Origin of the sequence: Streptomyces sp. 35G-GA-8 (assembly GCF_023534745.1) — a bacterium.
Lineage (GTDB): Bacteria > Actinomycetota > Actinomycetes > Streptomycetales > Streptomycetaceae > Streptomyces.
This window is the reverse complement of record NZ_JAMHJQ010000019.1, coordinates 128,447-151,557: the sequence shown is the minus strand read 5'-3', so window position 1 is coordinate 151,557 and position 23,111 is coordinate 128,447. Positions and strand designations below refer to the sequence as shown.

The 23,111-nt window shown below is 70.5% G+C and carries 22 protein-coding genes; 15 read left to right on the top strand and 7 right to left on the bottom strand.

What is annotated here, in order from left to right; translation table 11 throughout:
• Window positions 1-15: 15 nt before the first annotated feature.
• On the bottom strand, window positions 16-1,182 hold the full coding sequence (locus M1203_RS33685) for an alanine--glyoxylate aminotransferase family protein (RefSeq protein WP_249953650.1): 1,167 nt from the start codon (window positions 1,180-1,182) through the stop codon (window positions 16-18).
• Window positions 1,183-1,280: 98 nt separating this feature from the next.
• Here M1203_RS33685 and M1203_RS33680 point away from each other — a divergent pair, with 98 nt between their 5' ends.
• The 3 genes from M1203_RS33680 to M1203_RS33670 all read left to right on the top strand — a co-directional run bounded on the left by M1203_RS33680 (window position 1,281) and on the right by M1203_RS33670 (window position 4,182).
• On the top strand, window positions 1,281-2,066 hold the full coding sequence (locus tag M1203_RS33680; protein ID WP_249953649.1) for an IclR family transcriptional regulator: 786 nt from the start codon (window positions 1,281-1,283) through the stop codon (window positions 2,064-2,066).
• 92 nt (window positions 2,067-2,158) lie between these two features.
• On the top strand, window positions 2,159-3,595 hold the full coding sequence (locus M1203_RS33675) for an SLC13 family permease (RefSeq protein ID WP_249953648.1): 1,437 nt from the start codon (window positions 2,159-2,161) through the stop codon (window positions 3,593-3,595).
• 113 nt (window positions 3,596-3,708) lie between these two features.
• Window positions 3,709-4,182, top strand: a complete 474-nt coding sequence (locus tag M1203_RS33670) for a hypothetical protein (RefSeq protein ID WP_249953647.1) — start codon at window positions 3,709-3,711, stop codon at window positions 4,180-4,182.
• 67 nt (window positions 4,183-4,249) lie between these two features.
• On the opposite strand, the gene M1203_RS33665 is transcribed toward M1203_RS33670, so the two are convergent.
• Window positions 4,250-4,885, bottom strand: a complete 636-nt coding sequence (locus M1203_RS33665) for a TetR/AcrR family transcriptional regulator (protein ID WP_249953646.1) — start codon at window positions 4,883-4,885, stop codon at window positions 4,250-4,252.
• 117 nt (window positions 4,886-5,002) lie between these two features.
• On the opposite strand from M1203_RS33665, the gene M1203_RS33660 reads away from it, so the two are divergent.
• The 3 genes from M1203_RS33660 to M1203_RS33650 all read left to right on the top strand — a co-directional run bounded on the left by M1203_RS33660 (window position 5,003) and on the right by M1203_RS33650 (window position 6,733).
• Window positions 5,003-6,025, top strand: a complete 1,023-nt coding sequence (locus M1203_RS33660; protein ID WP_249953663.1) for a hypothetical protein — start codon at window positions 5,003-5,005, stop codon at window positions 6,023-6,025.
• A gap of 91 nt (window positions 6,026-6,116) precedes the next feature.
• Window positions 6,117-6,356, top strand: coding sequence for a hypothetical protein (locus tag M1203_RS33655; protein ID WP_249953645.1), 240 nt, complete (start codon window positions 6,117-6,119; stop codon window positions 6,354-6,356).
• Window positions 6,356-6,733, top strand: a complete 378-nt coding sequence (locus M1203_RS33650) for a toxin Doc (protein ID WP_249953644.1) — start codon at window positions 6,356-6,358, stop codon at window positions 6,731-6,733. The genes M1203_RS33655 and M1203_RS33650 overlap by 1 nt, the downstream gene beginning before the upstream one ends.
• A gap of 48 nt (window positions 6,734-6,781) precedes the next feature.
• Here M1203_RS33650 and M1203_RS33645 read toward each other — a convergent pair whose 3' ends face one another.
• On the bottom strand, window positions 6,782-7,450 hold the full coding sequence (locus tag M1203_RS33645; RefSeq protein ID WP_249953643.1) for a TetR family transcriptional regulator: 669 nt from the start codon (window positions 7,448-7,450) through the stop codon (window positions 6,782-6,784).
• 196 nt (window positions 7,451-7,646) lie between these two features.
• On the opposite strand from M1203_RS33645, the gene M1203_RS33640 reads away from it, so the two are divergent.
• Together M1203_RS33640 and M1203_RS33635 are read left to right on the top strand one after the other, a co-directional pair.
• Entirely contained in the window at window positions 7,647-8,846 is a 1,200-nt protein-coding gene (locus tag M1203_RS33640) for a cytochrome P450 (protein WP_249953642.1), read from the top strand.
• Window positions 8,847-8,849: 3 nt separating this feature from the next.
• A complete protein-coding gene (locus M1203_RS33635) occupies window positions 8,850-9,065 on the top strand; it encodes a ferredoxin (protein ID WP_249953641.1) in 216 nt (71 codons plus the stop codon).
• A gap of 226 nt (window positions 9,066-9,291) precedes the next feature.
• Here M1203_RS33635 and M1203_RS33630 read toward each other — a convergent pair whose 3' ends face one another.
• A complete protein-coding gene (locus M1203_RS33630; protein WP_249953640.1) occupies window positions 9,292-10,845 on the bottom strand; it encodes a helix-turn-helix domain-containing protein in 1,554 nt (517 codons plus the stop codon).
• Window positions 10,846-11,025: 180 nt separating this feature from the next.
• Between M1203_RS33630 and M1203_RS33625 the strand changes: the two genes are divergently transcribed.
• Window positions 11,026-12,405 (top strand): hypothetical protein, encoded by a 1,380-nt coding sequence (locus M1203_RS33625; protein ID WP_249953639.1) that lies wholly within the window; start codon window positions 11,026-11,028, stop codon window positions 12,403-12,405.
• A gap of 91 nt (window positions 12,406-12,496) precedes the next feature.
• Here M1203_RS33625 and M1203_RS33620 read toward each other — a convergent pair whose 3' ends face one another.
• On the bottom strand, window positions 12,497-15,745 hold the full coding sequence (locus M1203_RS33620; protein WP_249953638.1) for an alpha-L-rhamnosidase: 3,249 nt from the start codon (window positions 15,743-15,745) through the stop codon (window positions 12,497-12,499).
• A 261-nt stretch (window positions 15,746-16,006) separates the two neighbouring features.
• Between M1203_RS33620 and M1203_RS33615 the strand changes: the two genes are divergently transcribed.
• Window positions 16,007-16,822 carry an SAM-dependent methyltransferase gene (locus M1203_RS33615; RefSeq protein ID WP_249953637.1) on the top strand — a complete coding sequence of 272 codons (816 nt, stop codon included), beginning with the start codon at window positions 16,007-16,009 and terminating at the stop codon, window positions 16,820-16,822.
• A 161-nt stretch (window positions 16,823-16,983) separates the two neighbouring features.
• Here M1203_RS33615 and M1203_RS33610 read toward each other — a convergent pair whose 3' ends face one another.
• On the bottom strand, window positions 16,984-17,685 hold the full coding sequence (locus M1203_RS33610) for a Tat pathway signal sequence domain protein (RefSeq protein ID WP_249953636.1): 702 nt from the start codon (window positions 17,683-17,685) through the stop codon (window positions 16,984-16,986).
• Window positions 17,686-18,311: 626 nt separating this feature from the next.
• Here M1203_RS33610 and M1203_RS33605 point away from each other — a divergent pair.
• Together M1203_RS33605 and M1203_RS33600 are read left to right on the top strand one after the other, a co-directional pair.
• Entirely contained in the window at window positions 18,312-18,953 is a 642-nt protein-coding gene (locus M1203_RS33605) for a DUF6230 family protein (RefSeq protein WP_249953635.1), read from the top strand.
• A 2-nt stretch (window positions 18,954-18,955) separates the two neighbouring features.
• The gene (locus M1203_RS33600; RefSeq protein ID WP_374404632.1) at window positions 18,956-19,399 is read left to right on the top strand and encodes a DUF6114 domain-containing protein; all 444 of its coding nucleotides are present in this window, start codon (window positions 18,956-18,958) and stop codon (window positions 19,397-19,399) included.
• Between the two features lie 177 nt (window positions 19,400-19,576).
• Here M1203_RS33600 and M1203_RS33595 read toward each other — a convergent pair whose 3' ends face one another.
• Window positions 19,577-20,083, bottom strand: coding sequence for a MarR family winged helix-turn-helix transcriptional regulator (locus M1203_RS33595; protein WP_249953634.1), 507 nt, complete (start codon window positions 20,081-20,083; stop codon window positions 19,577-19,579).
• A gap of 208 nt (window positions 20,084-20,291) precedes the next feature.
• Between M1203_RS33595 and M1203_RS33590 the strand changes: the two genes are divergently transcribed.
• The 3 genes from M1203_RS33590 to M1203_RS33580 are packed head-to-tail and all read left to right on the top strand — an operon-like array spanning window position 20,292 to window position 22,941.
• Complete coding sequence (locus M1203_RS33590) at window positions 20,292-21,491, top strand: cytochrome P450 (protein WP_249953633.1); 1,200 nt, start codon at window positions 20,292-20,294, stop codon at window positions 21,489-21,491.
• 23 nt (window positions 21,492-21,514) lie between these two features.
• A complete protein-coding gene (locus M1203_RS33585) occupies window positions 21,515-21,709 on the top strand; it encodes a ferredoxin (protein ID WP_249953632.1) in 195 nt (64 codons plus the stop codon).
• Window positions 21,709-22,941, top strand: coding sequence for an FAD-dependent oxidoreductase (locus M1203_RS33580; RefSeq protein WP_308404945.1), 1,233 nt, complete (start codon window positions 21,709-21,711; stop codon window positions 22,939-22,941). The genes M1203_RS33585 and M1203_RS33580 overlap by 1 nt, the downstream gene beginning before the upstream one ends.
• Window positions 22,942-23,111 lie beyond the last annotated feature (170 nt).

Sequence of the window (23,111 nt, the reverse complement as noted above, 5' to 3'; positions counted from 1 at the left end):
ACATGGTTCGGACCGTCAGCGGGAACGCAGCACGTCGAGGGCGTCTCCCAGACCGCGCGGACTGATGGGTACACCGGCGAGTTCGAGGCCCATCTGCACCCCGGCGAGCGTCCCGGCCAGGGTGAGGTCGTTGAAGTGGCCCAGATGCCCGATCCGGAAGACCCGGCCGCTGAGCTTGCCGAGGCCCGCGCCGAGGGACATGTCGAACCGGTCGAGGATGATCTCGCGGACCTTGTCGGCGTCGTGACCGGTGGGCATGAGCACCGCGGTCAGTGACCCCGAGTGCTCGCGTTCGTCGGCGCACAGCACCTCAAGTCCCCAGCCCCGGACGGCGGCCCGGGTCGCCGCGGCGTGCCGGGCATGCCGGGCGAAGACCGCGTCCAGCCCCTCGTCGGCGAGCATACGAAGGGCTTCCTCCAGCGCGTAGAGGAGGTTCGTCGCCGGGGTGTACGGGAAGTATCCGCGCCGGTTGGCCTCGATGACGGGGCCCCAGTCCCAGAAGGACTTGGTCAGCCGGGCGGTGCGGGCGGCGGTGAGCGCCTTGTGGCTGACGGCGTTGAAACTGAGGCCCGGGGGCAGCATGAGCCCCTTCTGCGATCCCGCCACCGTGACATCGACGCCCCATTCGTCATGGCGGTAGTCGATCGAGCCGAGTGAGGAGATCGTGTCGACGAGCAGCAGCGCCGGGTGACCGGAGGCGTCGATCGCCTGCCGTATCTCGGCGATACGGCTGGTCACACCGGTCGAGGTCTCGTTGTGGACGACACAGACCGCCTTGATCGAGTGGGTGAGGTCCGCCGCCAGCCGCTGGGCCACGACCTCGGGGTCGGTGCCGTGGCGCCAGTCCCCGGGCACGAATTCCACCTCAAGACCGAGGCTCAGGGCCATGTCCCGCCAGAGCGTGGCGAAGTGGCCGGTCTCGAAACAGAGCACCCGGTCGCCCGGGCTCAGGGTGTTGACCAGCGCGGCTTCCCAGGCGCCGGTCCCGGAGGCGGGATAGATCACCACCGGGCCCTCGGTGCCGAACACCGGCTTGATCGCTTCGAGCAGACGCAGGGTCAGGGCTCCGAACTCGGGGCCTCGGTGGTCGATCGTGGGCCCGGACATGGCACGGAGCACCTGGTCGGGGACGTTGGTCGGGCCCGGGATCTGGAGGAAGTGGCGGCCGGTACGGGAGGTCATGCGAGCGGCTCCCCTCAAGGGTTGTGCCGTAAGACGGCACGGCGTATCGTGTGATGGCACGGCGGAGCATAGGGTTCGGTTGTCGAAGGAGTCAATGGATGCAGAACGTCCTCAACGCGCTCAGGGCGCTGGAGGAGGTGGCCGCGCGCCAGCCGGTCGGGGTCGCGGACCTGGCGCGGGCGATGGAACTCCCGAAGAGTTCCGTGCAACGCGCGCTGGTCACCCTGCACACCGCGGGATGGATCCGCCCGGCGGGCGGTGCCCCCACCCGATGGGTGGTCACCACCAAGGCGCTGCACGTCGGCCGGCATGCCACCGGCGAACTGGGGCTGCGTGATGTCGCCGTACCGGTGATGGAGGACCTGCGTCGCCGCACCGACGAGACGGTCCATCTGGCGGTGCCCGAGGGCGGCAAGGTCGTGCTCATCGAACGGCTGGAGACGGCCCAACCGGTGCGGATCATCCTGCCGTTGGGCCAGGTCCTGCCGCTGCACGCCTCGGCCAACGGCAAGGCCGTGCTGGCCGCGAGCCCCGCCGAGGTCGTCGGCCGGCATCTCGCCGGGGGGCTGTCCGGTTTCACCACCACCACGATCACCGATCCGGAGCTGCTGCTCGCCGAGCTGGCCGAGATCCGGAAGCGTGGTTACGCGACGAACGGCGGTGAATGGCGCACGGATGTCTCGGCGGTCGCGGCGGCCGTCATCGGCGGCTCGGGGCAGCCGGTCGCGAGCATCAGTGTCAATGTCCCCACCAGCCGTCTGACCAGCGAAGACCGTGCCACCTACGGCCTGTTGGTGCGGGAGGCCGCGGCGGCGGTCGGCTCCGCGCTGGGGGGCGCGGGCACTCCTGCGGGGGGTGACGGTTCGTCAGCGCACGACTCTTGACGCCTTCTGGTGCCGCTTCCATACTTCCCACTGCGGAAACGGGATTCCGTATTGCGGAATAAATGGAGCCGGACTGAAGGCGAGGAAGCCTTGTGTCAGATCACGTCATCTCCCTCATCGGTCTCGTACTGATATTCACGGTCGCCACTGTTTTCTCGGTACATATGGGCGCACTGGCCATCGTGGTCGCGTTTGTGGTGGGAACCGTATTCGTGCACGAAACGGCGGACGACATCTTTGCGGGGTTCCCCGGGGATCTGTTCGTGGTGCTGGTCGGTGTGACCTTCCTCTTCGCGATCGCGAAGAACAACGGCACGGTGACCTGGCTTGTCCACGGGTCCATGAGAGTGGTGCGTGGCCGGATCGCGCTCATCCCGTGGATCATGTTCCTGGTCACCGCCGTGCTGACCGCCGTCGGCGCGGTGGTCCCGGCGGCCGTCGCGCTCGTCGCGCCGATCGGCCTGGGATTCGCGAAGCGCTACCGGATCAATCCGCTTCTGATGGGGCTGTTCATCATCAACGGCGCCAGCGCGGGAGGCTTCTCGCCCATCAGTGTGTTCGGCAGCATCACCAATGGAGTGATGTCACGGAACAACCTGCCCGGAAATCCGGCGCTGTTGTTCCTCTGCTCCTTCCTCTTCAATGTCGCGCTCAGCCTCTTCGTGTTCTTCCTGTTCGGTGGTCGCACACTGCTGGGGCGGCGGGAGCCGGTGGACGGCGGCACGGGCGCCCTGGCCGCGAAGCCGGGAGACGGTGACAGTGTGGGAGGCGAAGGCGGCGGCGGCGCGACCGGTGGTGGTGGCCGTACGGTCACCACGGCGTTGTCCTCCGGGTCCTCGGTGTCGGCCACGGCGGTGGCGCCGGCGGGCGGCGGCGCTCTGGCCGTCGCGGTCGCCGACGACCGGGCCACCGCCGAGGAGCAACCGCTCACCCTCGACCGCGCCCGTGTGCTCACCCTCCTCGGTCTGCTCAGCCTGGTCGTCGGATCCCTCTTCTTCGACCTCAACGTCGGGCTGATGGCTCTCACCGTGACCGTCGTCCTCTCCCTCGTCTCACCGGAGTCGGCGAAGGGAGCGGTGGACAAGTGCGCGTGGTCGACGGTCCTGCTCGTCTGCGGCATCGTCACGTTCGTCAGCCTGATGGAGCGGATCGGCACCATCGACTACCTCGGCGAAGGGGTCGCCTCGGTCCGTACCCCGTTGCTGGGAGCCCTGCTCATCTGTCTCATCGGGGCCGTCGTCTCCGCCTTCGCCTCCACCACGGGCATCCTGGGCGCGCTGATCCCGCTGGCGGTCCCCTTCCTGCTGGGCGGTCAGGTCGGCACGGTCGGGCTGATCGTCGCGCTGGCGATCTCGGCCTCGGTGGTGGACTCCTCGCCGTTCTCGACCAGTGGCGCCCTGGTGGTCGCCAACTCGCCCGAGGAGCGCAGGGACACGGTCTTCCGAGGCCTCATGGTGTGGGGCCTCGCCATGGCCGCGGTGGTGCCGGTCGTGACCTGGGGTGTGTTCGTCGTCCCGGGCTGGTTCTGACACGAGCCTGACCCGGGAGTGTCGTTTCGCCGATGAATTCGCTGGACCGTCCGGGTGAGTTCGCGGCCAGTGGGCTGTCTTCGCGGACAGGCGAACTGCCTTAATCCGGTGTTGTGATCAAGAACCTCGTGTGGCGCGGCCTTCCCGCGCTCGCCCTCGCAGCCCTGCCCATTCTGGCCGCCGCTCCCGCCGCCGACGCCGTCGACAGCGGCCGCACCGCCTGGAGCGCGGGGCCCCAAGAGGCCCTGCGAAGCGACTCCCACTTCTACCCGACCGCCACCCTCGGCAAGAACCAGGCGTGGACCTCCGGCAACGGCCGTGCCATTCTGCGCGTCCAGAGCGACGGCAACGTCGTCCTCTACAAGGACAACCGCGCCGCCTGGCAGGCCCCGAACGTCTACCCCAACGCCGACCGCCTCGTCATGCAGGAGGACGGCAACCTTGTCGTCTACAACAAGGCCGGCAAGGCCCTCTGGGCCGCCGGGACCTGGCACAAGGGCCGTTACCTCGCCGTCCAGGACGACGGCAATGTCGTCGTCTACAACAAGTCCAACAAGCCTGTTTGGGCGACCAACACCGGCGACTGACCCGCGACCGACCCCGGCCATCGTCGAGCCCGCCACCGCACAGGTGGCGGGCTCTCCGGCGAGATCGTCAGATGGGCCGCTCACGAAGGTGTGTCGCACCGCGCTGCCGGACCAGCGGGAGGTAGACCTCGTCGACGATCTCGACGATGACCTCGTCGGGTGCGGTGGGGACCCCGCGCACCACGAACTCGTTTCTGAGCAGGACGACGGCCACGGTGGCGACCCGTGGATGGAGCGCTTCGGGGGAGGCCTCGCCCCGTGCGATCGCCCGCCCCAGCACGGTCAGCCAGGACGCGGCCACGGCGTCGGTGGACTGCTCGGGCAACTGCGCGACGAACTCCGTCGCGCCGCCGGCCGCGGACATCAGCTCGCGCAGGACCATGCCGAGCGGGGAACTCCAGTGCCGGTTCGCCCGGTGGAGCAGTTCGAGGACGTCGTCGCGCAGATCACCGGTGTCGGGAGGCTGGAGTGTTGTGGTCAGCTGCCGGTAGGCCGCGATGCCGAGCGCGAGGCGGTTGGGCCAGCGGCGGTAGATCGCGTTCTTGTTGGTGCCGGCGCGTCGCGCGACCTGGTCCATGGTCAGTCCCGCGTAACCGGACTCGATGAGTTCGTCGGCCGCTGCGCGCAGGATCGCCTCTTCCAGTACGGCGCCGCGGCGCCGTGTCCCCGCGGCACCCGGCCGCTTCGTCGGATCGTCCGTCATGCCCTCTGTCCGTGATTCGGTACCGACCGTTCCCCTCAACTGTGGACTTGATCCTGGGCCACATGCAAGTAAGGTACGTCCAGTACCTAATATTCTCTGATGGAGAGGGCATCGCGCATGCGTGCCAAAGGCATCACGTACGACACCGGATTCATCCGCGAAGGTGTGATCTCCCGTGAGCGCTTCGACCCGGAGGTGGTCGAGCGCGAGCTGCGCGTCATCCGTGACGATCTGCACTGCGACGCGGTCCGGGTGACCGGCGGTGACCCGGGCCGGTTGGAGCTCGCCGCGGGCTTCGCCGCCGCCCTGGGGCTGGAGGTCTGGTTCTCGCCGTATCCGCTGGAGCTCACCACCGACGAGATGCTGTCGCTGTTCGCCGACTGTGCCGAGCGGGCGGAACGGCTCAGGCGGCGCGGCTGCGAGGTGGTGTTCGTCACCGGAGCCGAGATGAGCCTGATGAACAAGGGGTTCCTGCCCGGCGACTCCCTCGACGAACGGGTCGGGCAGCTGACCGTGCCGGACCGGATACGTGAGCTGATCGGCGAGGTCGGCACGCGTGTCAACGACTTCCTCGGCAAGGCCGCGGCCCTTGTCCGTGAGCGCTTCGGCGGCAGGATCACCTACGCCTCCGTACCGCTGGAGCGCGTCGACTGGACGCTCTTCGACATCGTCTCCCTGGACCTCTACCGGACGGTCGAGATGGCCGACCGGTTCGCCGAGGGTGTCCGTGACCTCGTCGGGCAGGGAAAGCCGGTCGCGATCACCGAGTTCGGCGCCTCCTGCTTCCGGGGCGCGGGCGACATGGGCGCTCGCGGCCTGGAGATCGTCGAGTACGACAAGAAGACCGGACCGGTTCGGCTGAAGGGGGAGTACGAACGCGACGAAGCCGGCCAGGCCGCGTATCTGCGCGAGCTGCTGGAGGTCTTCGAGGCGGAAGGTGTCGACAGCGCCTTCGTGTTCATCTTCGCGCTCTACGACCATGTGCACCGCCCCGACGGCGACCCCCGCGACGACCTCGACCTCGCCAGCTACGGCATCGTGAAGGTCCTGGAGAACCGCTGCGGGGACACCTATCCGGACATGCCCTGGGAGCCCAAGGCCGCGTTCCACGCCCTGGCCGAGTTCTACCGGGAGCACTGAGAGCGACCCTCGGCCGCCATCGAGCACGGCGGCCGCCGGCCCCGTGGATCCGCCGCTTCCCTGTTCGGTACCAATTAGGTACCGTACGGCTATGCCGTCACTCAATATCAGCTTCACCGACGACGAGCTGGAAGCGGTCCGCGCGGCGGCCGCCGCCGAGGGCAAGTCGCTCAAGCAGTACGTCCATGACCTGCCCCTCCGTGAGCAGCAGCGTCTCCAGTTCGTCCGCTACGCCGTCAGCTGGGGCGAACAGCACCGGGGCGAGTTCGACGAGGCCTTCGCCAACGAGGTCCCACCAGCGCGCCACGACAGGAGGGCGGAAGCCGCCTGATGCCGGTGCTGTACATCGACGTGGCCTGGCTCCTGGACGTACAGGAACAGGCCGTTCCGGAAGATGTCTCGGTGGCCGACTACTCGGCGCTGGTCGCCGCCGTGGCCCGGCACAAGACCCGCATCCCGCGCCCGGCGACCAGCGAACCCGATGTGGCCTGGCGCGCGGCGGCGCTCATCCACACCCTGGTGCGCCTGGAGCCCCTGCCGTACCGCAACAGCCTGTACGCCTGCCAGGTCGCCGCCGCGTATATGCACGCCTCCGGCGAGGGGATCGATCCGCCGTACGGGGCTCTCGTCGAACTCGTACGTGCCATCCAGTCGGGCAAGGCCAGTGTCTACCAGGCGGCGGACCAGATCCGCGGCTGGCGCATCTGAGGCGCCTGAGCCGCCGGCCTCCTCGGGGAGGTCCGGGGAAGGACCCGCTCAGGTCCCCTGCGGCTGACGCCCGGGGGCCGGAGCGGGGGACGGGCCGGGAACGGCGGCCGGTCTGGGCGCGGTGACCGGAGCCCGCGCGGGTGCCGGGGCCGGGTCGATCCGTTCCAGCAGGGTGCTCACCGCGCCCAGCACCAGTGTGGTCACCTCGGTGGCATCCGCCGTCGACAGCGGCTCCTTCGGTGCCACCACCCGCAGCAGACCGATGCCCAGCAGCCAGGCCAGCACGAGATCCGCGCGCAGCGCCGCGTCCGGGCGGGCGGTCAGTGTGCGCAGCACCCGCGCGTACTCCTCGCCCAGCTGCTCGCGCACCGCCGAGACCACCCCGCCGTTGCCCCCCGACCGCAGGAACGCCTCCAGGGACGGGTCCCGGTCGGCGGCGGGCGCGAGAAGATCACGCAGCACCGTGGCGAGCAGGTGTTCCGCGGGCGTGGTGGCCAGCTGGTCCCGGCCCACCTCCGCCATGACCTCCTCGAAGAGCGCCTCTTTCGAGCCGAAGTAGCGGAAGACCAGCGCCTGATTCGCCTCGGCCAGGCCGGCGATGTCCCGCACCGTGGTGCTGTCGAAACCGCGCTCGGCGAAGAGCGTGGTGGCGGCGTCGAGCAGCGCCTGTCTCGTACCAGCGGCATTGCGCCGTCGCTCGGGCCCCTGCTGGGCCATGTCGCACCTCCCGTACTCCGTGCACCGGACACGGTAATGCCGGGACGGGCCGAATCCACCGGCCGTGAGGCCCGGTTGACGGGACCCGACGCCCCTCCTACCGTTTGTAATCGAGCGCTTACATTCCGCGGCTCGCATAGGGGCCGACCCGTGCGCGAAACGAGCCGCGTCAACGACTCGCGATCGGGGCTCTTCGATGACCGATGTACAGGACGCACCGGCCGGACCCGTCGGCTACCCCTTCAACCGGACCGACGGGATCGCGCTGTCCGACGCGTACGCCGACGCCCGTGAGCTCCCCGGGCTGCTGAGGGTCAAACTGCCGTACGGGGAGCCGGCCTGGCTCGCCACCCGCTACGCCGACGCCCGGCTCGTCCTGGGCGACCGCCGGTTCAGCCGCGCGGCGGAGGACGGGCACGACGCTCCCCGGCAGTGGGCGAGACAGCGACCCGGCGGCATCCTCAGCATGGACCCACCGGACCACTCCCGGCTGCGCACCCTGGTGGCCAAGGCGTTCACCGTCCACCGGGTCGAGAAGATGCGGCCCGACATCAGCCGGCTCGCCGACGGGCTCGTGGACGATCTGATCGCCGCCGGGCCGCCCGTGGATCTTGTCGAGAACTTCGCGCTGCCGATCCCGGTCGCCGTGATCTGCCAGCTGCTCGGTGTACCGGTGGAGGACCGCCCGCGGTTCCGCGAGTGGAGCGACGCCGCGCTGTCCACCAGCGGGCTCACCCCCGAGGAGTTCACCGCCAAGAGCGACGAGCTGCGCGCGTACATGGCCGGTCTGATCGCCCGGCACCGGGAGGAGCCCGCCGACGATCTCATGTCCGCGCTGATCGAGGCGCGCGATGTCGACGACCGGCTCTCCGAACCGGAACTCGTCGATCTGTGCGTCGGCATCCTGGTCGCCGGCCACGAGACCACGGCGACGCAGATCCCCAACTTCGTCTACGCCCTGCTCGAACACCCGGACCAGCTGCGGCGGTTGAGCGAGGAGCCCGCGCTGATCCCGGGCGCCGTCGAGGAATTGCTGCGCTTCGTACCGCTCGGCGCGGGCGCGGCGTTCCCCCGATACGCCACCGAGGACATCGAGGTCGGCGGCACACTCGTACAGGCGGGGGAGCCGGTGCTGGTCGCGGTGGGCGCGGCCAACCGGGACGCGCTCAGGTTCAGTGCACCGGGCGTGCTGGACATCGAGCGCGAGGGCAACCAGCATCTGGGCTTCGGACACGGTGTCCACCACTGTCTCGGCGCGCCACTGGCCAGGGTGGAACTCCAGGAGGCGCTGCGCGCGCTGCTGACCCGGCTGCCCGGTCTGCGGCTGGCGGGCGACATCGTCTGGAAGCAGCAGATGATCGTTCGTGGCCCGCGCACGATGCCGATCGGGTGGTGACCGATGGCCTGGCAGCTGCGCGTCGACGGAGAACGCTGTATGGGGTCGGGGATGTGCGCGGGGATGGCGCCCGACCACTTCACCCTGGAGGGCGACCGGTCCCGGCCCCTGGCCGGAAGCGTCGATCCCCATGAGGCCGTGCTCGACGCGGCCGACTCGTGCCCGGCGATGGCGATCACCGTCGTGGACGGCGGACGCGAGATCGCCCCGCGTCCCTGACAGGTGTGTTCGATCCCGCGCGCCCTGGATTCCGCCGGGATTCGGCCACCCCGTCCCCCGATGCGGGGTGGCCGAACTCGACACACCGCATTGGATCGCCTCGCACGGACGGATGACAGCCCCGGTCACTGGTCACGGTGCCCGAACCCGCCGGTGCGGGTGTGCACGACGCACGGAGCGACGCGCGGATCGTGCGCCGTGCGCGGTCGGGAGGACGGCGTTCTGGTCATGGCGCACGGTCGGGGGCGAGCGGGATCTCCCCCAGCAGACCGAAGGCGTACACGAGATCGTGGACGCCGGAACCGGTCGTCAGCAGATCCCGGTTGAGCAGGCGCTCCGCGGTACGCAGATGGGCCGCGACAGTCGTACGGCTGTTGCCGAGACTCCGAGCGGTCCGCTGCGCGTCGGTGTTCGTCTCGATCCAGGTACGCAGTGTGGTCCGCACGCGGCGATGGCCGGCGCCTTCGAGCGGTTCGAGGAAACCCTCGGCCCATGTGGTGGCGGCCGGTGCGCGGAACAGCGCCTCCCCGCCGGGGACGTCCGGGCCCCCGCCGACCGGTTCGGCGTCCTGGTGCAGGCCGGTGATGGCGAGGGCCAGCGCGACGGTGGCGCGGGAGCGGACGTCTCGGAGGTCCGCACCGAGCGCGTCCTCGGCGCGACGGAGATGGGCGGTGACGGTGTTGCGGCTGATGCCCAGCAGATCGGCCACACCGGATCGCGGGAAGTGCATCGCCAGCCGGGTCGTCTCGATGGTGAGCGCGGGCAGCGGGCGCAGTGGCCGGAGAAAGGAACGGGCCCAGCCGACGGCGGCGTCGCGCGGCAGCAGCCGTTCCAGCGGCTCCCGGCCCCGGTAACCGGCCACTCTGCCGGGGGCGTTGCCCGCCACCGCCAGGGCGTGCCTGGCCTGTTCGTATGCCTCGGCCGTCGCGCGGAGCGGATGCGCGGCGCTGATCCCCAGCGCGTAACGCGGACACTGCCCGACCAGCTCACGCAGCGCCGCGCCCAGACCGCCCGGAGCTCCCGGACCGCCCGGCGCGCCGGGTCCCCGCCCATCGCCGTCCTCCGTTCCGTCGTCCTCGGCGATCAGACAGATCAGATGCTCGTCATAGACGGGACAGCGCACCATCAGACCCCGGCCGTGGTAGCCCGAGGAGTCCTGGTGGGCCCGCGCGAGCCGGTCCCGGTCCTCCGGCGGGCAGCGCAGCAGATGGACCCGGACGCGGTCGCAGTCCAGCAGCGCGGGTACGGCCCCGGTCGTCATCCGGCGGGCCAGCACCGTATCCCCGGCCATCAGCGCCATGAAGAGGGCCACACGCAGCTGGTGCGCCTTCTCCTGGTACCCGTGGAGCGCCGTGTCGGCGGTGCGCGCTCGGTCCAGGATGCTGATGACGCTTCCGGTGTGCGACGCGAGGGACGACGCCCGGGGGCTCAGTCCGGCGGGCCCGGCGAGCACCAGTACCCGGCGCGGCGACTCGGTCCCGACCGCCTCCAGCCGCAGGTGCACCGCCCCGATCTCCGTGGCGGCCGAGGCCATGTGGCCAGTGGCCAGCCGGGTGAGCATCGGCCCGAGCGGGCCGAGGGCCTCCTCGGGGAAGCGCGGGGTGGACAGCTCCACGGCGCCCGCGCCGTCGACGAGCGCGATCTCCCTGCCCAGCTGGCGGTGGAGCCAGTCGACCACGCCTTGCAGTCCGGCGTCCGGCCGCCATGCCAACTTCCCGACCACATAAAGGAATTCATCGAGTCGGCTGTCGGGTGCCCGTCTCTCCGGGTCCCCTTCCATCAGGTCCTTCCCTTCGAGTTCGCACGGAGCCGGTGCCCGTTTCGGCAACGGTCAGTCTAAGGGCGCGTCGCCCGTGGGAGTGTCGCCGGCGATCCGCTCGACGGTCCGGCCGGACGCTTCCCCATCCCTGTCCGGCATGTCAGACTCGTCACAGGCTGTGCCACGGGGGTGGGCGTGATCATGACGGGCGCGCGGTTGCCCTGGGCCGCGTCGAAGGAGATCGACAGGGCCGCGGCACGGCTCGCCCGTACCAGGGCCTGGCCCGCCCTGTGGGCGCTGACGTGTTCGGTGCCGGTCGCGGACGCCGTACGGGCCGCGCGCCGGCTGCGCCTCGGGCGCTGGAGCCCGCCCGACCAGTACGGCAGGGCCCTCGCGGAGCGTCTGGCGGCGCAGGACCCGGGGACGGCCGACCGGGTCACCGCGGAAGCCTGGAACGACCTCGGCCGGGTGTTCCCGACGCCGATCGCCCATGCGGGCCAGGTGTCCTTCGCACCGGGCGGGGGAGCCATGGCACTGCGGACCTCCACGGTCGGCGGGGGCGACGGGCAGCGTCTCGCCCTCGCCGGACTCCCCGGAACCGGGCTCTCGTGGGTGTACTCCGGTACGCGGGAGCACGAGTCGGTCAGTTGCCCGGGCCCCCGCGAGCTGATCGCGCTCCGCCGTACCGGCGCCCCCGGCGTCGAACTCGTCCGGTACACCCCCGAGGACACTCAGATCCTCGCCGACGGTGCGGAGTTGACCGGCGGGCGCACCGTGGCCACCGCGCACGGTTTCGTCGTCGGGCTGCGGACGGCGCCCGTCGCGCTGACCGGGACCGCGGCCGGACCCGTCGAGCGGACCGCGCTCCTCCCCTTCGGGCTCACGCGCGGTGATCTGCTCGCCGTGGGCCCCGCGGGTGGCGCTCTGGCGTTCGGTGACCGGGCCCGCCTCGTCGTGACCGACGCACGACTGTCGACGCTGCTCGCGGGAGTCACCGTGCCCGGCCCGCACGGCGACATCGTGGCCCTGGCCTTCGCGGGCCCGAGGCGGCTGATCACCTCCGGCGCCCGGGGCGGGCTCTGGATGTGGGAGCCGGCGGGCGGGCGCCTTCTGCCCGTGGCCAGAACGGACGCGCCGCCGTTGTCGGAGCTGTTCTCCGTGCCCGCCTGGCGGGTGGTCGGCGGCTGGGCCGCGCAGGAGGGCCGGCCGTACTTCTTCGACAGGACGGACCTTTCGGCCGTACCCGTGCCCGCCGCCCTCGCCGGGGCGGGCCAGTGGATCACCGCGTCGCCCGACGGCAGATACATCGTCCGGGCGGCTCGTACGGGCCGGGCGCGCGGCGACGCGTCTTTGCGACAGCCCTCCGCCGACTCCACCGTCGTCCACGATCTGCGGCATCCGTCGGCCGCGCTCAAGCTGCCGATCGCCGCGCTGACCCCGGACGATGTCCGCGCGCTGGGCGTCGCGCTCCAGGCTTCGCCGCCGGGCCCCGCTCCGGCCAGGCGCCCGCTGCTGGAGCTGGCGCGCGACTGCGCCGCCTACCTGCTCGACGGCCATGTCCGGTGGGACGGGACGCGCTGACGCCCCGCCCCGCCCGGACGCCACGCCCCGGTACCTTCCGTTCGCGGCCCTGTCGGTGGTGGTTCCGTCGGTGGTGGCTCCGTCGGCCCGCTCAGCCGGTGAAGTGATGCCTCCCCGAACCGGCGGCGAACACGGCGCAGCCGTCCTCCCGTCGCAGGAACGTGGCGGTTGCGTGCCGTACGTCCGCCCGGCCCTTGCCGGTCGTGGGGGCCGCGCCGCCCCCGGCGCCCTCGGGGATCCACACCTCGGCGGTGGTGTTGGCGGGCAGGGAGACGGTGAGCCGGAAGCCGTCGGAGTCCTTCGTCCAGTGTGTGCTGATCGGGCCGTAGAGCGAGTCGTAGCGCCCCTCGGCCTCCGTGACCCCGCCACCGGGCCGCGGCCGTACGACGATCTCCCGGAACCCCGGGCCACCCGGGGCGATGCCGACGATGTTCGCGTACATCCACTCGCCCACCGAGCCGTACGCGTAGTGGTTGAAGGAGTTCATCCCGGCGTCCTGGAAACTGCCGTCCGGCCTGATGGAGTCCCACCGCTCCCACATCGTCGTGGCGCCCTGGTCGATCTGGTAGCCCCAACTCGGGAACGTCCGGCGCGTCAACAGCCGGTAGGCGACATCGTTGTGACCGGTGGCGGTGAGGACCGGCAGCAGTCGCGGGGTGCCGAGGAAGCCCGTCGACAGATGCCAGTCCTTGGCCCTGATGAGCTCGACGAGCCGGTCGGCGGCGGGTCCGCGGTCGCCGTCGGCCAGCAGATCCATCGACAGGGCCAGGACGTACGCGGTCTGCGTATCCCCCTTCACCCGTCCGCCCGCGGAGACATACGCCGCGCGGAAGGCGTCGCGTACGGCGCGGAACAGCGCGGCGTACGGCGCCGGGTCCTTGCCGAGGACCTCGGCGACCCTGGCGACGAGGTCGGCGCTGTGCGCGAAGTAGGCCGTGCCGATGACGTCCTTGGGCGTCTCGTCCTGGATGTTGAGCCAGTCGCCGAACCCGTCGGCGGGGCGCAGATAACCGCTGCTGTGTGCCTCCAGATAGTCGAGCCACCTCAGCATGGAGGCCCAGGACTGCTCCAGCACCCGCACGTCCCCGTACGCCTGGTAGAGCGCCCAGGGCACGGTGACCCCCGCGTCTCCCCAGCCCGCCGCGCCGCTGCCGACCCCGGCGAGATCGGGGGCGACATGGGTGAGGGCGCCGTTGTCCTCCTGCGCGTCACGCAGATCCCCCAGCCACTTGGTGAGGAAGCGCGCCGATTCCATGGTGTACGCGGCGGTGGGCGCGAAGACATTGATGTCGCCGGTCCAGCCGAGCCGTTCGTCGCGGGCGGGCGTGTCGGTGGGTATGGAGACGAAATTGCCGCGCTGGCCCCAAGTGATATTGCTGTGCAGCTGGTTGAGCATCGGGACGTTCGTTCTGAAATCCATGGTGAACGGCGCCGAGGTGTGGATGACCCGCCCCACGACCGCCCCGGGCCCCGGCTTCCCCGGATAGCCCGTCACCTCCACATAGCGGAAGCCGTGGAAGGTGAAGCGCGGCTCGTAGGTCTCCTGGCCCCCTCCCCTGAGGGTGTAGGTGTCGGTGGCGCGCGCGGTGCGCAGATTGTCCGTGTAGATCGTGCCGTCGGGGTTGAGCACCTCGGCGTGGCGCAGCCGTACGGTGGTGCCGGCGGCGCCGGAGACGGTCAGCCGGGCCGCGCCGACCATGTTCTGGCCGAGATCGAAGACGAAGACGCCGGGCCGGGGCTCCGTCACCTTCTTCGCGGGCAGTTCACCCGCCACTCGCGAGGGACCGTCCACCTCCGCCACGAGCGCCGCGCCGACCTCGTCGACGGCTTCCGCGGAAACCCAGCCGGTCGCGTCGAATCCGGGGCGTGTCCAGCCGTCGGTCTCCAGCCGGGCGTCGTACGCCTCGCCCGCCATCAGATCGGCGCCGGTCACGGGCCCGGTCGCGGCGCGCCAGTCGGTGTCCGACAGCACCCGCTCGGTGGTGCCGTCCGTGTAGGTGATCTCCAACTGTGCCAGCAGGGCGGGCCGTTCGCCATACTGGTGCGGGCCGAACCAGGCGATGTTCCCCGCGTACCAGCCGGCCGCGACCGTCGCCCCGAGGGCGTTGGTACCGGATCTGAGCAGCCGGGTCACGTCGTACGTCTGGTACTGGACGCGCTGGTGGTAGTCGGTCCAGCCGGGCGCGAGCCGGTCCTCGCCGATCCGCTCGCCGTTGAGATGGGCCTCGTACAGTCCGAGGGCCGTGGAGTAGAGCCGGGCGCGCGCGACCTTCGCCCCGCCCCGCAGCCGGAACTCGTGGCGCAGCTGCGCGGCGGGGGAGTAGGAGACCCGCACCGCGCCCCAGGGGCCGGAGCCCCACGCGGCGAGCGTCTTGGCGGCGGGCCACGCGGTGTCGTCGTAGTCGACGGTCCCCCAGTCGCCCGAGGGCTCCCGGTCGGTGGACCGCCAGCTGCCGTCGGTGACGAAGGCGGTGGTGCCGTGCGCTGTCGTCAGTTCCAGCAGACCGAGCAGACCCGCGGGCCCGGTGGTCGCGTTGGTGGCGGAGACGGCGATCACATTGGCGCCGGTACGCAGTTGGCCGGTCACATCGACGACGACGGGTCGTTTCCAGTTCTCGGCGGGGCCGTTCGCCTCGGTGTGCGCGACATCGACGCCGTTCACCGAGGCGGTGAAGCCGTCGTCGGCGGTGATGACCAGCCGGGCGCGGACGACACCGGCAGGTATCACGGCCCGGCCGCGGAACCAGCGGGTCGCCGCCGGGGCGCTGCTGGCCGGATCCCCCTCGGGGAACCAGATCCAGGAGGCGCCGTCCAGCGCGGGCGCGCCGACAAGCGCGGCAGGCGCGGTGATCCAGCGTGCCGACCAGTCGGAGGCGTCGGTGAGCCCGGTCTCCCACCAGGAGGGCGCGCTCCATCCCGACGCCCTTCCGTCGGCGTCCCACACCCGTACCGTCCAGTGGTAGCGGGTACGTGCCTTCAACTCCGGTCCCGCGTACGGGACCAGGACCGATTGTGTGGAGGTGATCCGCCCGCTGTCCCAGATGTCGGGTGTCGCGAGACGTTCCGGAGAGGTGGCGACCCGTATCTGATACGCGCTCTGCCGCTGTCCGGGCCGGTCGGACACGACGGGCCAACTCAGCCTGGGGCGTGGAGTGTCGAGGCCGAGCGGATGGCGCACGTACTCGACGGTCGGTTCGGTGACGCGCGCGCCCGCCCCGGCGCCCGGCCCGGTGGCCGGTGCCATGGACGGATCGGCTGCGGCGGCCGGAACGGTCCCGGCGACAAGCGCTGTTCCCAGGGTGGTGGCGGACGTACCGAGCAGTCGTCTTCTGCTGATCACAATGCGACTCCGTTACGACTCGACGGTGAATCGTTTCACTTTTGGGAAAGTAGGGAGGCGCCTGTGAACTGTCAAGGGTTCTGTGACGGCCATGGCGAAGCCGCGAGAGCGACAAGTTCCCTCTATTGACGGGGTGGTTGGCGTTGCTCTAGCTTCCCTGAAGGGCCTGTTGAAACCTTTCATGTACGCGAGTGACGTGATCTTGAGATATCCGCATGCCTAGACTCCTGGCCAAAGCTTCGATCGGGACCTGGAGTGAAGATGGCGCAGCAGGAGAATCCAGTACGGCGGATCAACACGGGCGAGGCGCATTCGGCCCGCGTCTACGACTACATCCTGGGCGGGAAAGACAACTACCCGGTGGACAAGGAAGCCGGAGACGCGATGTGCCGCGAGTGGCGGGCGCTGCCGGTGCACATGCGGGCCAACCGGGAGTTCATGCACCGCGCGGCCCGGTATCTCGCGCGGGAGAAGGGCATCCGGCAGTTCCTCGACATCGGCACCGGCCTGCCCACTTCGCCCAATGTGCACGAGGTCGTCCAGGAGGTCCGCCCCGACGCGAGCATCGTCTACGTGGACAATGACCCGATCGTGCTCGCGCACGCGCGGGCGCTTTTGACCAGTTCCCCCGAGGGCCGCACCGCCTATGTCGACGCCGATATGCGTGACCCCGACGCGATCCTCGGCTCGCCCCAGTTCCAGGAGCTCCTCGATCTGCGCGAGCCGGTGGGGCTGCTGATCATCGGCATTCTGCACTTCATCCTCGACACCGACGACGACCACGGCCTCGTCCAGCGCCTGCTGGACCCGCTGCCCGCGGGCAGCTTCCTGGCCATGACCATCGGCACCGCCGACTTCGCCCCGCAGGAGGTGGGCCGCGTCGCCGCCGAGTACGCGCGCCGCGGTATGCCCATGCAACTGCGCACGCAGGCCGAGGCCGAGGCGTTCTTCGACGGTCTCGAACTGGTCGAGCCGGGCGTCACCCAGGTCCACCACTGGCGGCCGGACGCCGACCAGGAGGACATCGACGACCGTGACATCGCCATGTACGGAGGCGTCGCCCGGAAGAAGGCCTGAGCCGGAGTCCCGCCCGAGTCGGGACCGGCCCGAGTCGGGACCGGCCCGAGTCGGGACCGGCCCGAGCCGGGGCGCGGTCAGCGGCTGATGCCCGTGCGAGCGTGGTCGCAGGGGCATCGGTGTGTCCGTCCGTCAGTTCCTCAACGTGTCCTCGCCGCAGGTCAGTTGACGAAGACGGAGGGGCTGCCGGACTGGCTCGTGTCCCTGACCGGGCCGTACTTGGCGGAGAAGTAGCTGGAGCCCGGGCAGGTGGCCGGCCCCGACGACCTGCTGAACAACTGGTTGGTGAAGGTGATGGAGTTGTCGGTGTTGGACGTGGCGCCGCTCAGCCCCGTGGAGGTGTAGACGCAGGTCGTCAGTCCGAGCAGGGTGTTCAGCTTGACGGTTGTCTGTACCGCGCCCGCCGCACCGGCGCCCACGGTGAGCGGCCCCCCGGAGGTGACGGTCGTGTTGTAGGGCAGCCGGTCGACCGTGATGCTCTGAACCCCGGTGGTACCCAGAATGTTTGATGTGCAGCCGCCGAAGGTGTGCGCCGTCAGCGACTCGGTGGCGGTCCCCGGTGCGGCCGGATTGCCGGTGACGGTCGCGGTGAACTGCGAAACCGTGCAGGTGATTCCGGTGGATCCGCCGGCCGTGGTGCGGATCGCGACGCTCGCGCCGCTGCTGAGCGAGGAGGTGAAGACGTCCCCGACCGCGACGGCGGGGCCGGCCGCGCTGCCGTAGGTGAGCACATTGCCGGCGGCGGCACCGGCGGTGGACGCCGTACCGGTGGCGGAGGCTGTTGCGGTGGCGAGGAGGGCGACGGCTGCGCCGACGCCCGCGGTGGCGAGAACGGTACGTCGTAAGCCCGTGCGAGTGCCCATGCGAAGTCCCTTTCGCGAGCGGTGGGATGAGGTTGTGCGAACGCGCTGTGGCGGCTCGGCCAGGCGCGTGGTCACGGCCGGCGAGAGAGGCGACCGGCTGTGCGGCAGCCGCTCCTCAAGGGAACGCTGGAGCGGCGGGATGGAGCGGAAGAATGGTGTGGGAGGGCGGTGCCCGCGGGGGCAGCGCCGGAGGGTGTATGGGGGGTGAACGGTTGCGGTACGGGACCGGCGCCACGGACCCGCACCGCGCCGCGAACGAGCGCGGCACAGAAGGAAACCCAAGAGCGTTGTAAACCTGTCCGGTGCACGGAGTCAAGGCCTCAAGGGGGAAGTCGGCGATGAATGTTACCCACGGTACCCAGACGTCAGCGGTGGTGCCGGGGGCACGCGCCGGTCGCGAGCCCGAGCGGCCCGTCCGGCGCGCACCGGACTGGGAGCAGGCCCATACGCGATCAACACCCAATTTTCACAAGATGGTTGACCGGGTGGATACCTGGGAGTAACTTTCCGGGTCGACTCCCATGGCCGCGCCGTCGCCCGGGGAAACCCATCGGCGCCGGGAGCCGTCCGCGCCAGGACATCGCCACGCAAGCTCGTTCCGGTCATCACACCCTCAGGAGCAGCTCATGGCCACGTCCGAAATCACCGGCGGGGAACCGCCAGAGAGAGCCGAACGGCGGGGGAGAGTGCGGCTGCGCCGCGCCGCTCTCATGGGTGTACCGGCGATCGCCGCGGCCGCCACCCTCGTGATCCTCACGGCGCAGGGCGCCATCGCCGCTCAGTTCGCCATCTCCGGCATGCCCTTCACCGTCACGGCCGACCGCCTGGAGGGCCAGGGCTTCGAGCAGTTCGGCGGCATCGACAACATGGCGGAGGGCAGCCCCAACGCCGGCGACACCGGAGGCCAGGTGTTGGTGGTGGTCTCCGCCATCAAGAAGGCCGAACTCACCAAGCTCTGCCAGAGCGTCGAGATCGGCGGCACCTATCTGCACATCACCGCGGGCGACAAGGGCACTCCCGTGTCCGCGACCGATCTCACCACCGACTCGACGGTCCTGACGGGCGATCGGGCGGACTTCGACAACATCGAGATCGGCGGGGACGCGAGCACCTTCACCAAGGCGGGCGTCAAGGGTCCGCTCGGTGTCTTCGGCCAGCAGGCCGACACGGTCACCATCACCCATCTGCGCCAGACCAACTGGGCGACCACCGCTGCCAAGTTCCGGCTGCCCAACCTTCATCTCAGCTTCCGCTCGAAGGGCTGCTGAGGGTGGCTCCCCTCGAACCGGACCCCCCGGCCGGGGCCGCTGTCCCGGCCGGGGGCCGCCATCCGCTGCGCGCCTTCACCGCCTGGCGCGGACGCCGGCCCTTCTGGGGCGGGACGCTCCTGCTGCTCGGCGGAGTGGAGATCCTGCTCACCGAACAGGCCTCGATCTCGGTTGTCCTGCAAGCGGGCGCGGGCGGCATCGCCGCCTATCTGCTTCCGCTGGTCATGGCCGTATGCGGACTGCTGGTACTGCTGAACCCGGGGCAGCGGCTGTTCTACTCGGTCATCGGTGTGCTGGTCGCCCTGGGCACCTGGATCACATCCAACCTGGGCGGGTTCTTCGTCGGTCTGGTGCTCGGTGTCGTCGGCAGCTCGCTGGCCTTCGGCTGGCTGCCCGACCAGGAGCCGCGCCGACGGCGGCGGCGGGCTCCACACGAGTCGGCCTGACGGCCTCAGCGGTCACGGTGCTGCCCTGCTTCCGGCACACCACCGTGACATCGGTCGGTCCGGCGAGGACGTCGACCACCGCCGAATTCGGATAGGCGTCCGCGCGCCCCCGGAAGTCCGAACCCCACGTACGGACGTCGCTTCCGCGGGCGTTCCCGGGCAGCCGGGGCTTCGGACCTACTCCTTGAGGGCTTCGTACTGCTCCGGAAGCGCCTGCGTACGCACCCTGCGGACATAACCGTCGACGAGCCGCTGGAGCACATCGACGGTGGTGGCGATGTCGCGCTCCTCCACGCCGTGCAGGGCCCGTTGGAGACTGTCGCGGTTGGCCCGGTGGAGCTGTGAGAGCAAGGCCGTCCCCTCCGCCGTGATCACCACCCGGCGGGCGCGGCCGTCGAGGGGATCGGGTGTGCGCTCGACGAGCCGCTGGGCCTGCAACCGGGCGATCTGACGGGTGACATGGGAGGGCTCGACCATGAGCCGGTCGGCGAGATCGCCGACCCGGCTGCCCCCCTCGCTCTTGTCGAGGGCCAGCAGCAGATACACGTCCGAGCGGCGGGCGGTCACACCTGCCTGCGAGATCTGCTGGTCGTGCGCCTGGGAGCGGGTGAGCAGATACGACAGCAGGGCCAGCATCTTCTCCAGTGCGGCTGTGGGTTCCGGGGCGGTGTCGGCGTCCGGCATGGAGGAACTGTAACGGCATCGGCGCGCAAGGGGACGCGGGTAGCCGCGGTCGGCATTCGGCCAATGTGGAACCCACGCTTCTGTCCCCTTCCGTCCGTGCGTACAGGCGCGTTAGCGTGACCGAGAGTTAATTGCTTTTGTTAGGCAATTCGCTCACAGCTCGGTCTCCCTGGAATCCATCCGCACTCTGTGCGAAGGAGAACCCCCCATGACCGTTACCGACCACCCCCCTCGCCTCACCGCCCCCGCCTCCCGGGGCGCCTGCCCCTTCTCCCCGCCTCCCGAGTACGAACAGGCGCGCGAGGAGGCCCCCGTGACCCGGGTGACGCTCTGGGACGGCTCCCAGTGCTGGCTGATCACTCGTCATGAAGACGTCCGCGCGGTCCTCGGCGACCCGAGGTTCAGCGCCGAGGCAACCCGCCCCGGGTATCCCTTCCTCACCCCCGCACGCAAGAAGCTGTCCTCGGGCGAGGCGAGCTTCATCCGGATGGACGACCCGGACCACGCCCGGCTGCGCCGGATGCTCACCGCCGACTTCATGGTCAAGAAGATCGACGCGATGCGCCCCGAGATCCAGCGCCTCACCGACGATCTGCTGGACCGGATGACCGCCTCCGGGTCGGCGGCCGACCTGGTGACGGAGTTCGCGCTGCCGCTGCCGTCCCTGGTGATCTGCCGTCTGCTCGGGGTGCCCTACGAGGACCACGACTACTTCCAGGAGCGCAGCCGGGTCCTGCTGCACAACGCGTCGACGGAGACCGAGATCCTGGCCGCCAGCGACGAACTGCGCGAGTACCTGATCGCACTGGCGAAGGCCAAGGAGCACACGCCGGACGACGGCATCATCAGCCGGCTGACGGCCCGGGGCGAACTCAGCGTGAGCGAGGCGGCGTCCATGGGGCTGCTGCTGCTGATCGCCGGCCATGAGACGACCGCGAACATGACCGCGCTGTCGGTGCTCGCGCTGCTGCGCGAACCCGACCAGTGGACCCGGCTCCAGGAGGACCCCTCGCTGGTGAAGGGGGCGGTCGAGGAACTGCTGCGCTATCTGACCATCGTGCACAACGGCGTCACCAGGGCCGCCACCGAGGATGTCACCGTCGGCGGCCGGACGATCCGCGCGGGCGAGGGGGTCATCTGCACCCTCAACACCGCCAACCGCGACGCGGATGTCTTCCCGTCCGGCGGGAACCTCGATGTGGCCCGGGACGCGCGCCGCCATGTCGCCTTCGGCTTCGGAGTGCACCAGTGCCTGGGCCAGCCACTGGCCCGGGTGGAGCTCCAGATAGCTCTGGCGACCATCATCCGCCGGCTGCCGGAGCTGCGGCTCGACGTGCCGTTCGAGGACATCCGCTTCCGTGGCGACATGGCCGTGTACGGGGTGTACGCGCTTCCGGTGGCCTGGTGAGCGCCGGAGTGGAGAGGGAGATCATGGAAATCGAGCTCGACCAGGACAAGTGCTGCGGAGCGGGACAGTGCGTCAACGTCGCCCCCGAAGTGTTCGACCAGCGTGACGAGGACGGCATAGCATTCATTCTCGACGCGCGGCCGCCGGCCGCGCTGCACGAGCAGGTACGCGAGGCCGCGCTCATCTGTCCGGCCGCCGCGATCCGACTGGAGCGATAGTGAGCGGAGCGGGAGTGGGCGAGGTCCGGCATGTGACCGTCGTCGGCGCCTCGGCGGCGGGTATGTCCACCGCCGAGGGGCTGCGCAGGGCCGGCTTCGAGGGGCGTATCACCGTCATCGGTGAGGAGGTCCATCTCCCCTACGACAGACCGCCGTTGTCGAAGCAGCTGCTGTCGGGCGCCTGGGAACCCGAGCGGCTGCGGCTGCGCGGCGAGGACGTACTGACGGACCTACGGCTCGATCTGCGGCTCGGTGTCAGGGCGACGTCCCTGGACACCACGGCGCGCGAGGTCGTCCTGGCCGACGGTGAACGGATCGGCTACGACGCCCTCGTGGTGGCGACCGGCGCCGCCGCCCGCCGGCTGCCCGGTACGGAAGGCATCGCCGGGGTGCATGTGCTGCGCACCCTGGAGGACGCCCTCGGTCTGCGGGACGATCTGCGCGGCCGGCCGCGGCTCGTCATCGTCGGGGCGGGTTTCGTCGGCTGCGAGGCCGCCGCCGTGGCCCGTGAACTGGGCGCCGAGGTCACCATGGTCAGCGATGTCCCGATGCCGCTGTCCGACGTACTCGGTCCGGAACTGGGCGCGATGCTCTCCGAGGTGCATCGCGAGCACGGAGTACGGCTGGAGACCGGCGTGCTCGTCGAGGGGATCGCCGCCGAGGGCGGCCGTGTCACCGGGGTGCGCCTGGCCGACGGCCGTACGCTCCCCGCGGACGCGGTACTGGTCGGGATCGGGGCCAGGCCCAGCACCGGCTGGCTGGAAGGGAGCGGTCTTCCGGTCGGCGACGGGGTGGAGTGCGATCCCACCCTGTACGCCGGGTCGGGGGTCTGGGCGGCCGGCGATGTCGCGTGCTGGCTGCACCCGCGCACCGGCGCTCCGACCAGGATCGAGCACCGCACGAACGCCGCCGAACAGGGCCTCGCCGTCGCCAGGAACATTCTGGCCGGGCCCGCGGCGGCCGTTCCGTTCGCTCCCGTTCCGTATGTCTGGTCCGATCAGTACGACCTGAAGGTGCAGATCTTCGGCCGTACGCGGGACGCCGACGAGGTGCGCGTCGTGGAGGGCGCTGTCGTGGACCGCAAGCTCATCGCGCTCTACGGGCGCGAGGGCCGGGTCTGCGGCGCGGTCTCCGTCAATATGGCGCGGGCGGCCCGTCCTTACCGCGCGCTGGTGGCCGAGGGCGCCGACTGGGCGACCGCGGTCGGCGCGCGCACGGAGCTGGTGACATAGCCGGAAGTCACTTCCGTGGGAGCGGGTCCGGCCGAGTCGGCCGGACCCGCTCTTCGTGGCGGTAGGGGCTGAAGCCGAGTGCCGTAGCTGAGTGTCGAAGCGCTTCGATCCGACTGTGGACAGGTCATCACCATGCCCTTTAATCTCAAAGGCATATCTGCCCATGCTTG

Excerpts from the sequence above, each read along its gene's own strand:
- M1203_RS33635 (WP_249953641.1), top strand. The coding sequence starts at position 8,850 with ATGGCCTGGCAGCTGCGCGTCGACGGAGAACGCTGTATGGGGTCGGGG.
- M1203_RS33685 (WP_249953650.1), bottom strand. The coding sequence starts at position 1,182 with ATGACCTCCCGTACCGGCCGCCACTTCCTCCAGATCCCGGGCCCGACC.
- M1203_RS33605 (WP_249953635.1), top strand. The coding sequence starts at position 18,312 with ATGGCCACGTCCGAAATCACCGGCGGGGAACCGCCAGAGAGAGCCGAA.
- M1203_RS33640 (WP_249953642.1), top strand. The coding sequence starts at position 7,647 with ATGACCGATGTACAGGACGCACCGGCCGGACCCGTCGGCTACCCCTTC.
- M1203_RS33650 (WP_249953644.1), top strand. The coding sequence starts at position 6,356 with ATGCCGGTGCTGTACATCGACGTGGCCTGGCTCCTGGACGTACAGGAA.
- M1203_RS33630 (WP_249953640.1), bottom strand. The coding sequence starts at position 10,845 with ATGGAAGGGGACCCGGAGAGACGGGCACCCGACAGCCGACTCGATGAA.
- M1203_RS33645 (WP_249953643.1), bottom strand. The coding sequence starts at position 7,450 with ATGGCCCAGCAGGGGCCCGAGCGACGGCGCAATGCCGCTGGTACGAGA.
- M1203_RS33625 (WP_249953639.1), top strand. The coding sequence starts at position 11,026 with ATGACGGGCGCGCGGTTGCCCTGGGCCGCGTCGAAGGAGATCGACAGG.
- M1203_RS33610 (WP_249953636.1), bottom strand. The coding sequence starts at position 17,685 with ATGGGCACTCGCACGGGCTTACGACGTACCGTTCTCGCCACCGCGGGC.
- M1203_RS33615 (WP_249953637.1), top strand. The coding sequence starts at position 16,007 with ATGGCGCAGCAGGAGAATCCAGTACGGCGGATCAACACGGGCGAGGCG.
- M1203_RS33595 (WP_249953634.1), bottom strand. The coding sequence starts at position 20,083 with ATGCCGGACGCCGACACCGCCCCGGAACCCACAGCCGCACTGGAGAAG.
- M1203_RS33585 (WP_249953632.1), top strand. The coding sequence starts at position 21,515 with ATGGAAATCGAGCTCGACCAGGACAAGTGCTGCGGAGCGGGACAGTGC.
- M1203_RS33660 (WP_249953663.1), top strand. The coding sequence starts at position 5,003 with ATGCGTGCCAAAGGCATCACGTACGACACCGGATTCATCCGCGAAGGT.
- M1203_RS33665 (WP_249953646.1), bottom strand. The coding sequence starts at position 4,885 with ATGACGGACGATCCGACGAAGCGGCCGGGTGCCGCGGGGACACGGCGC.
- M1203_RS33590 (WP_249953633.1), top strand. The coding sequence starts at position 20,292 with ATGACCGTTACCGACCACCCCCCTCGCCTCACCGCCCCCGCCTCCCGG.
- M1203_RS33655 (WP_249953645.1), top strand. The coding sequence starts at position 6,117 with ATGCCGTCACTCAATATCAGCTTCACCGACGACGAGCTGGAAGCGGTC.
- M1203_RS33680 (WP_249953649.1), top strand. The coding sequence starts at position 1,281 with ATGCAGAACGTCCTCAACGCGCTCAGGGCGCTGGAGGAGGTGGCCGCG.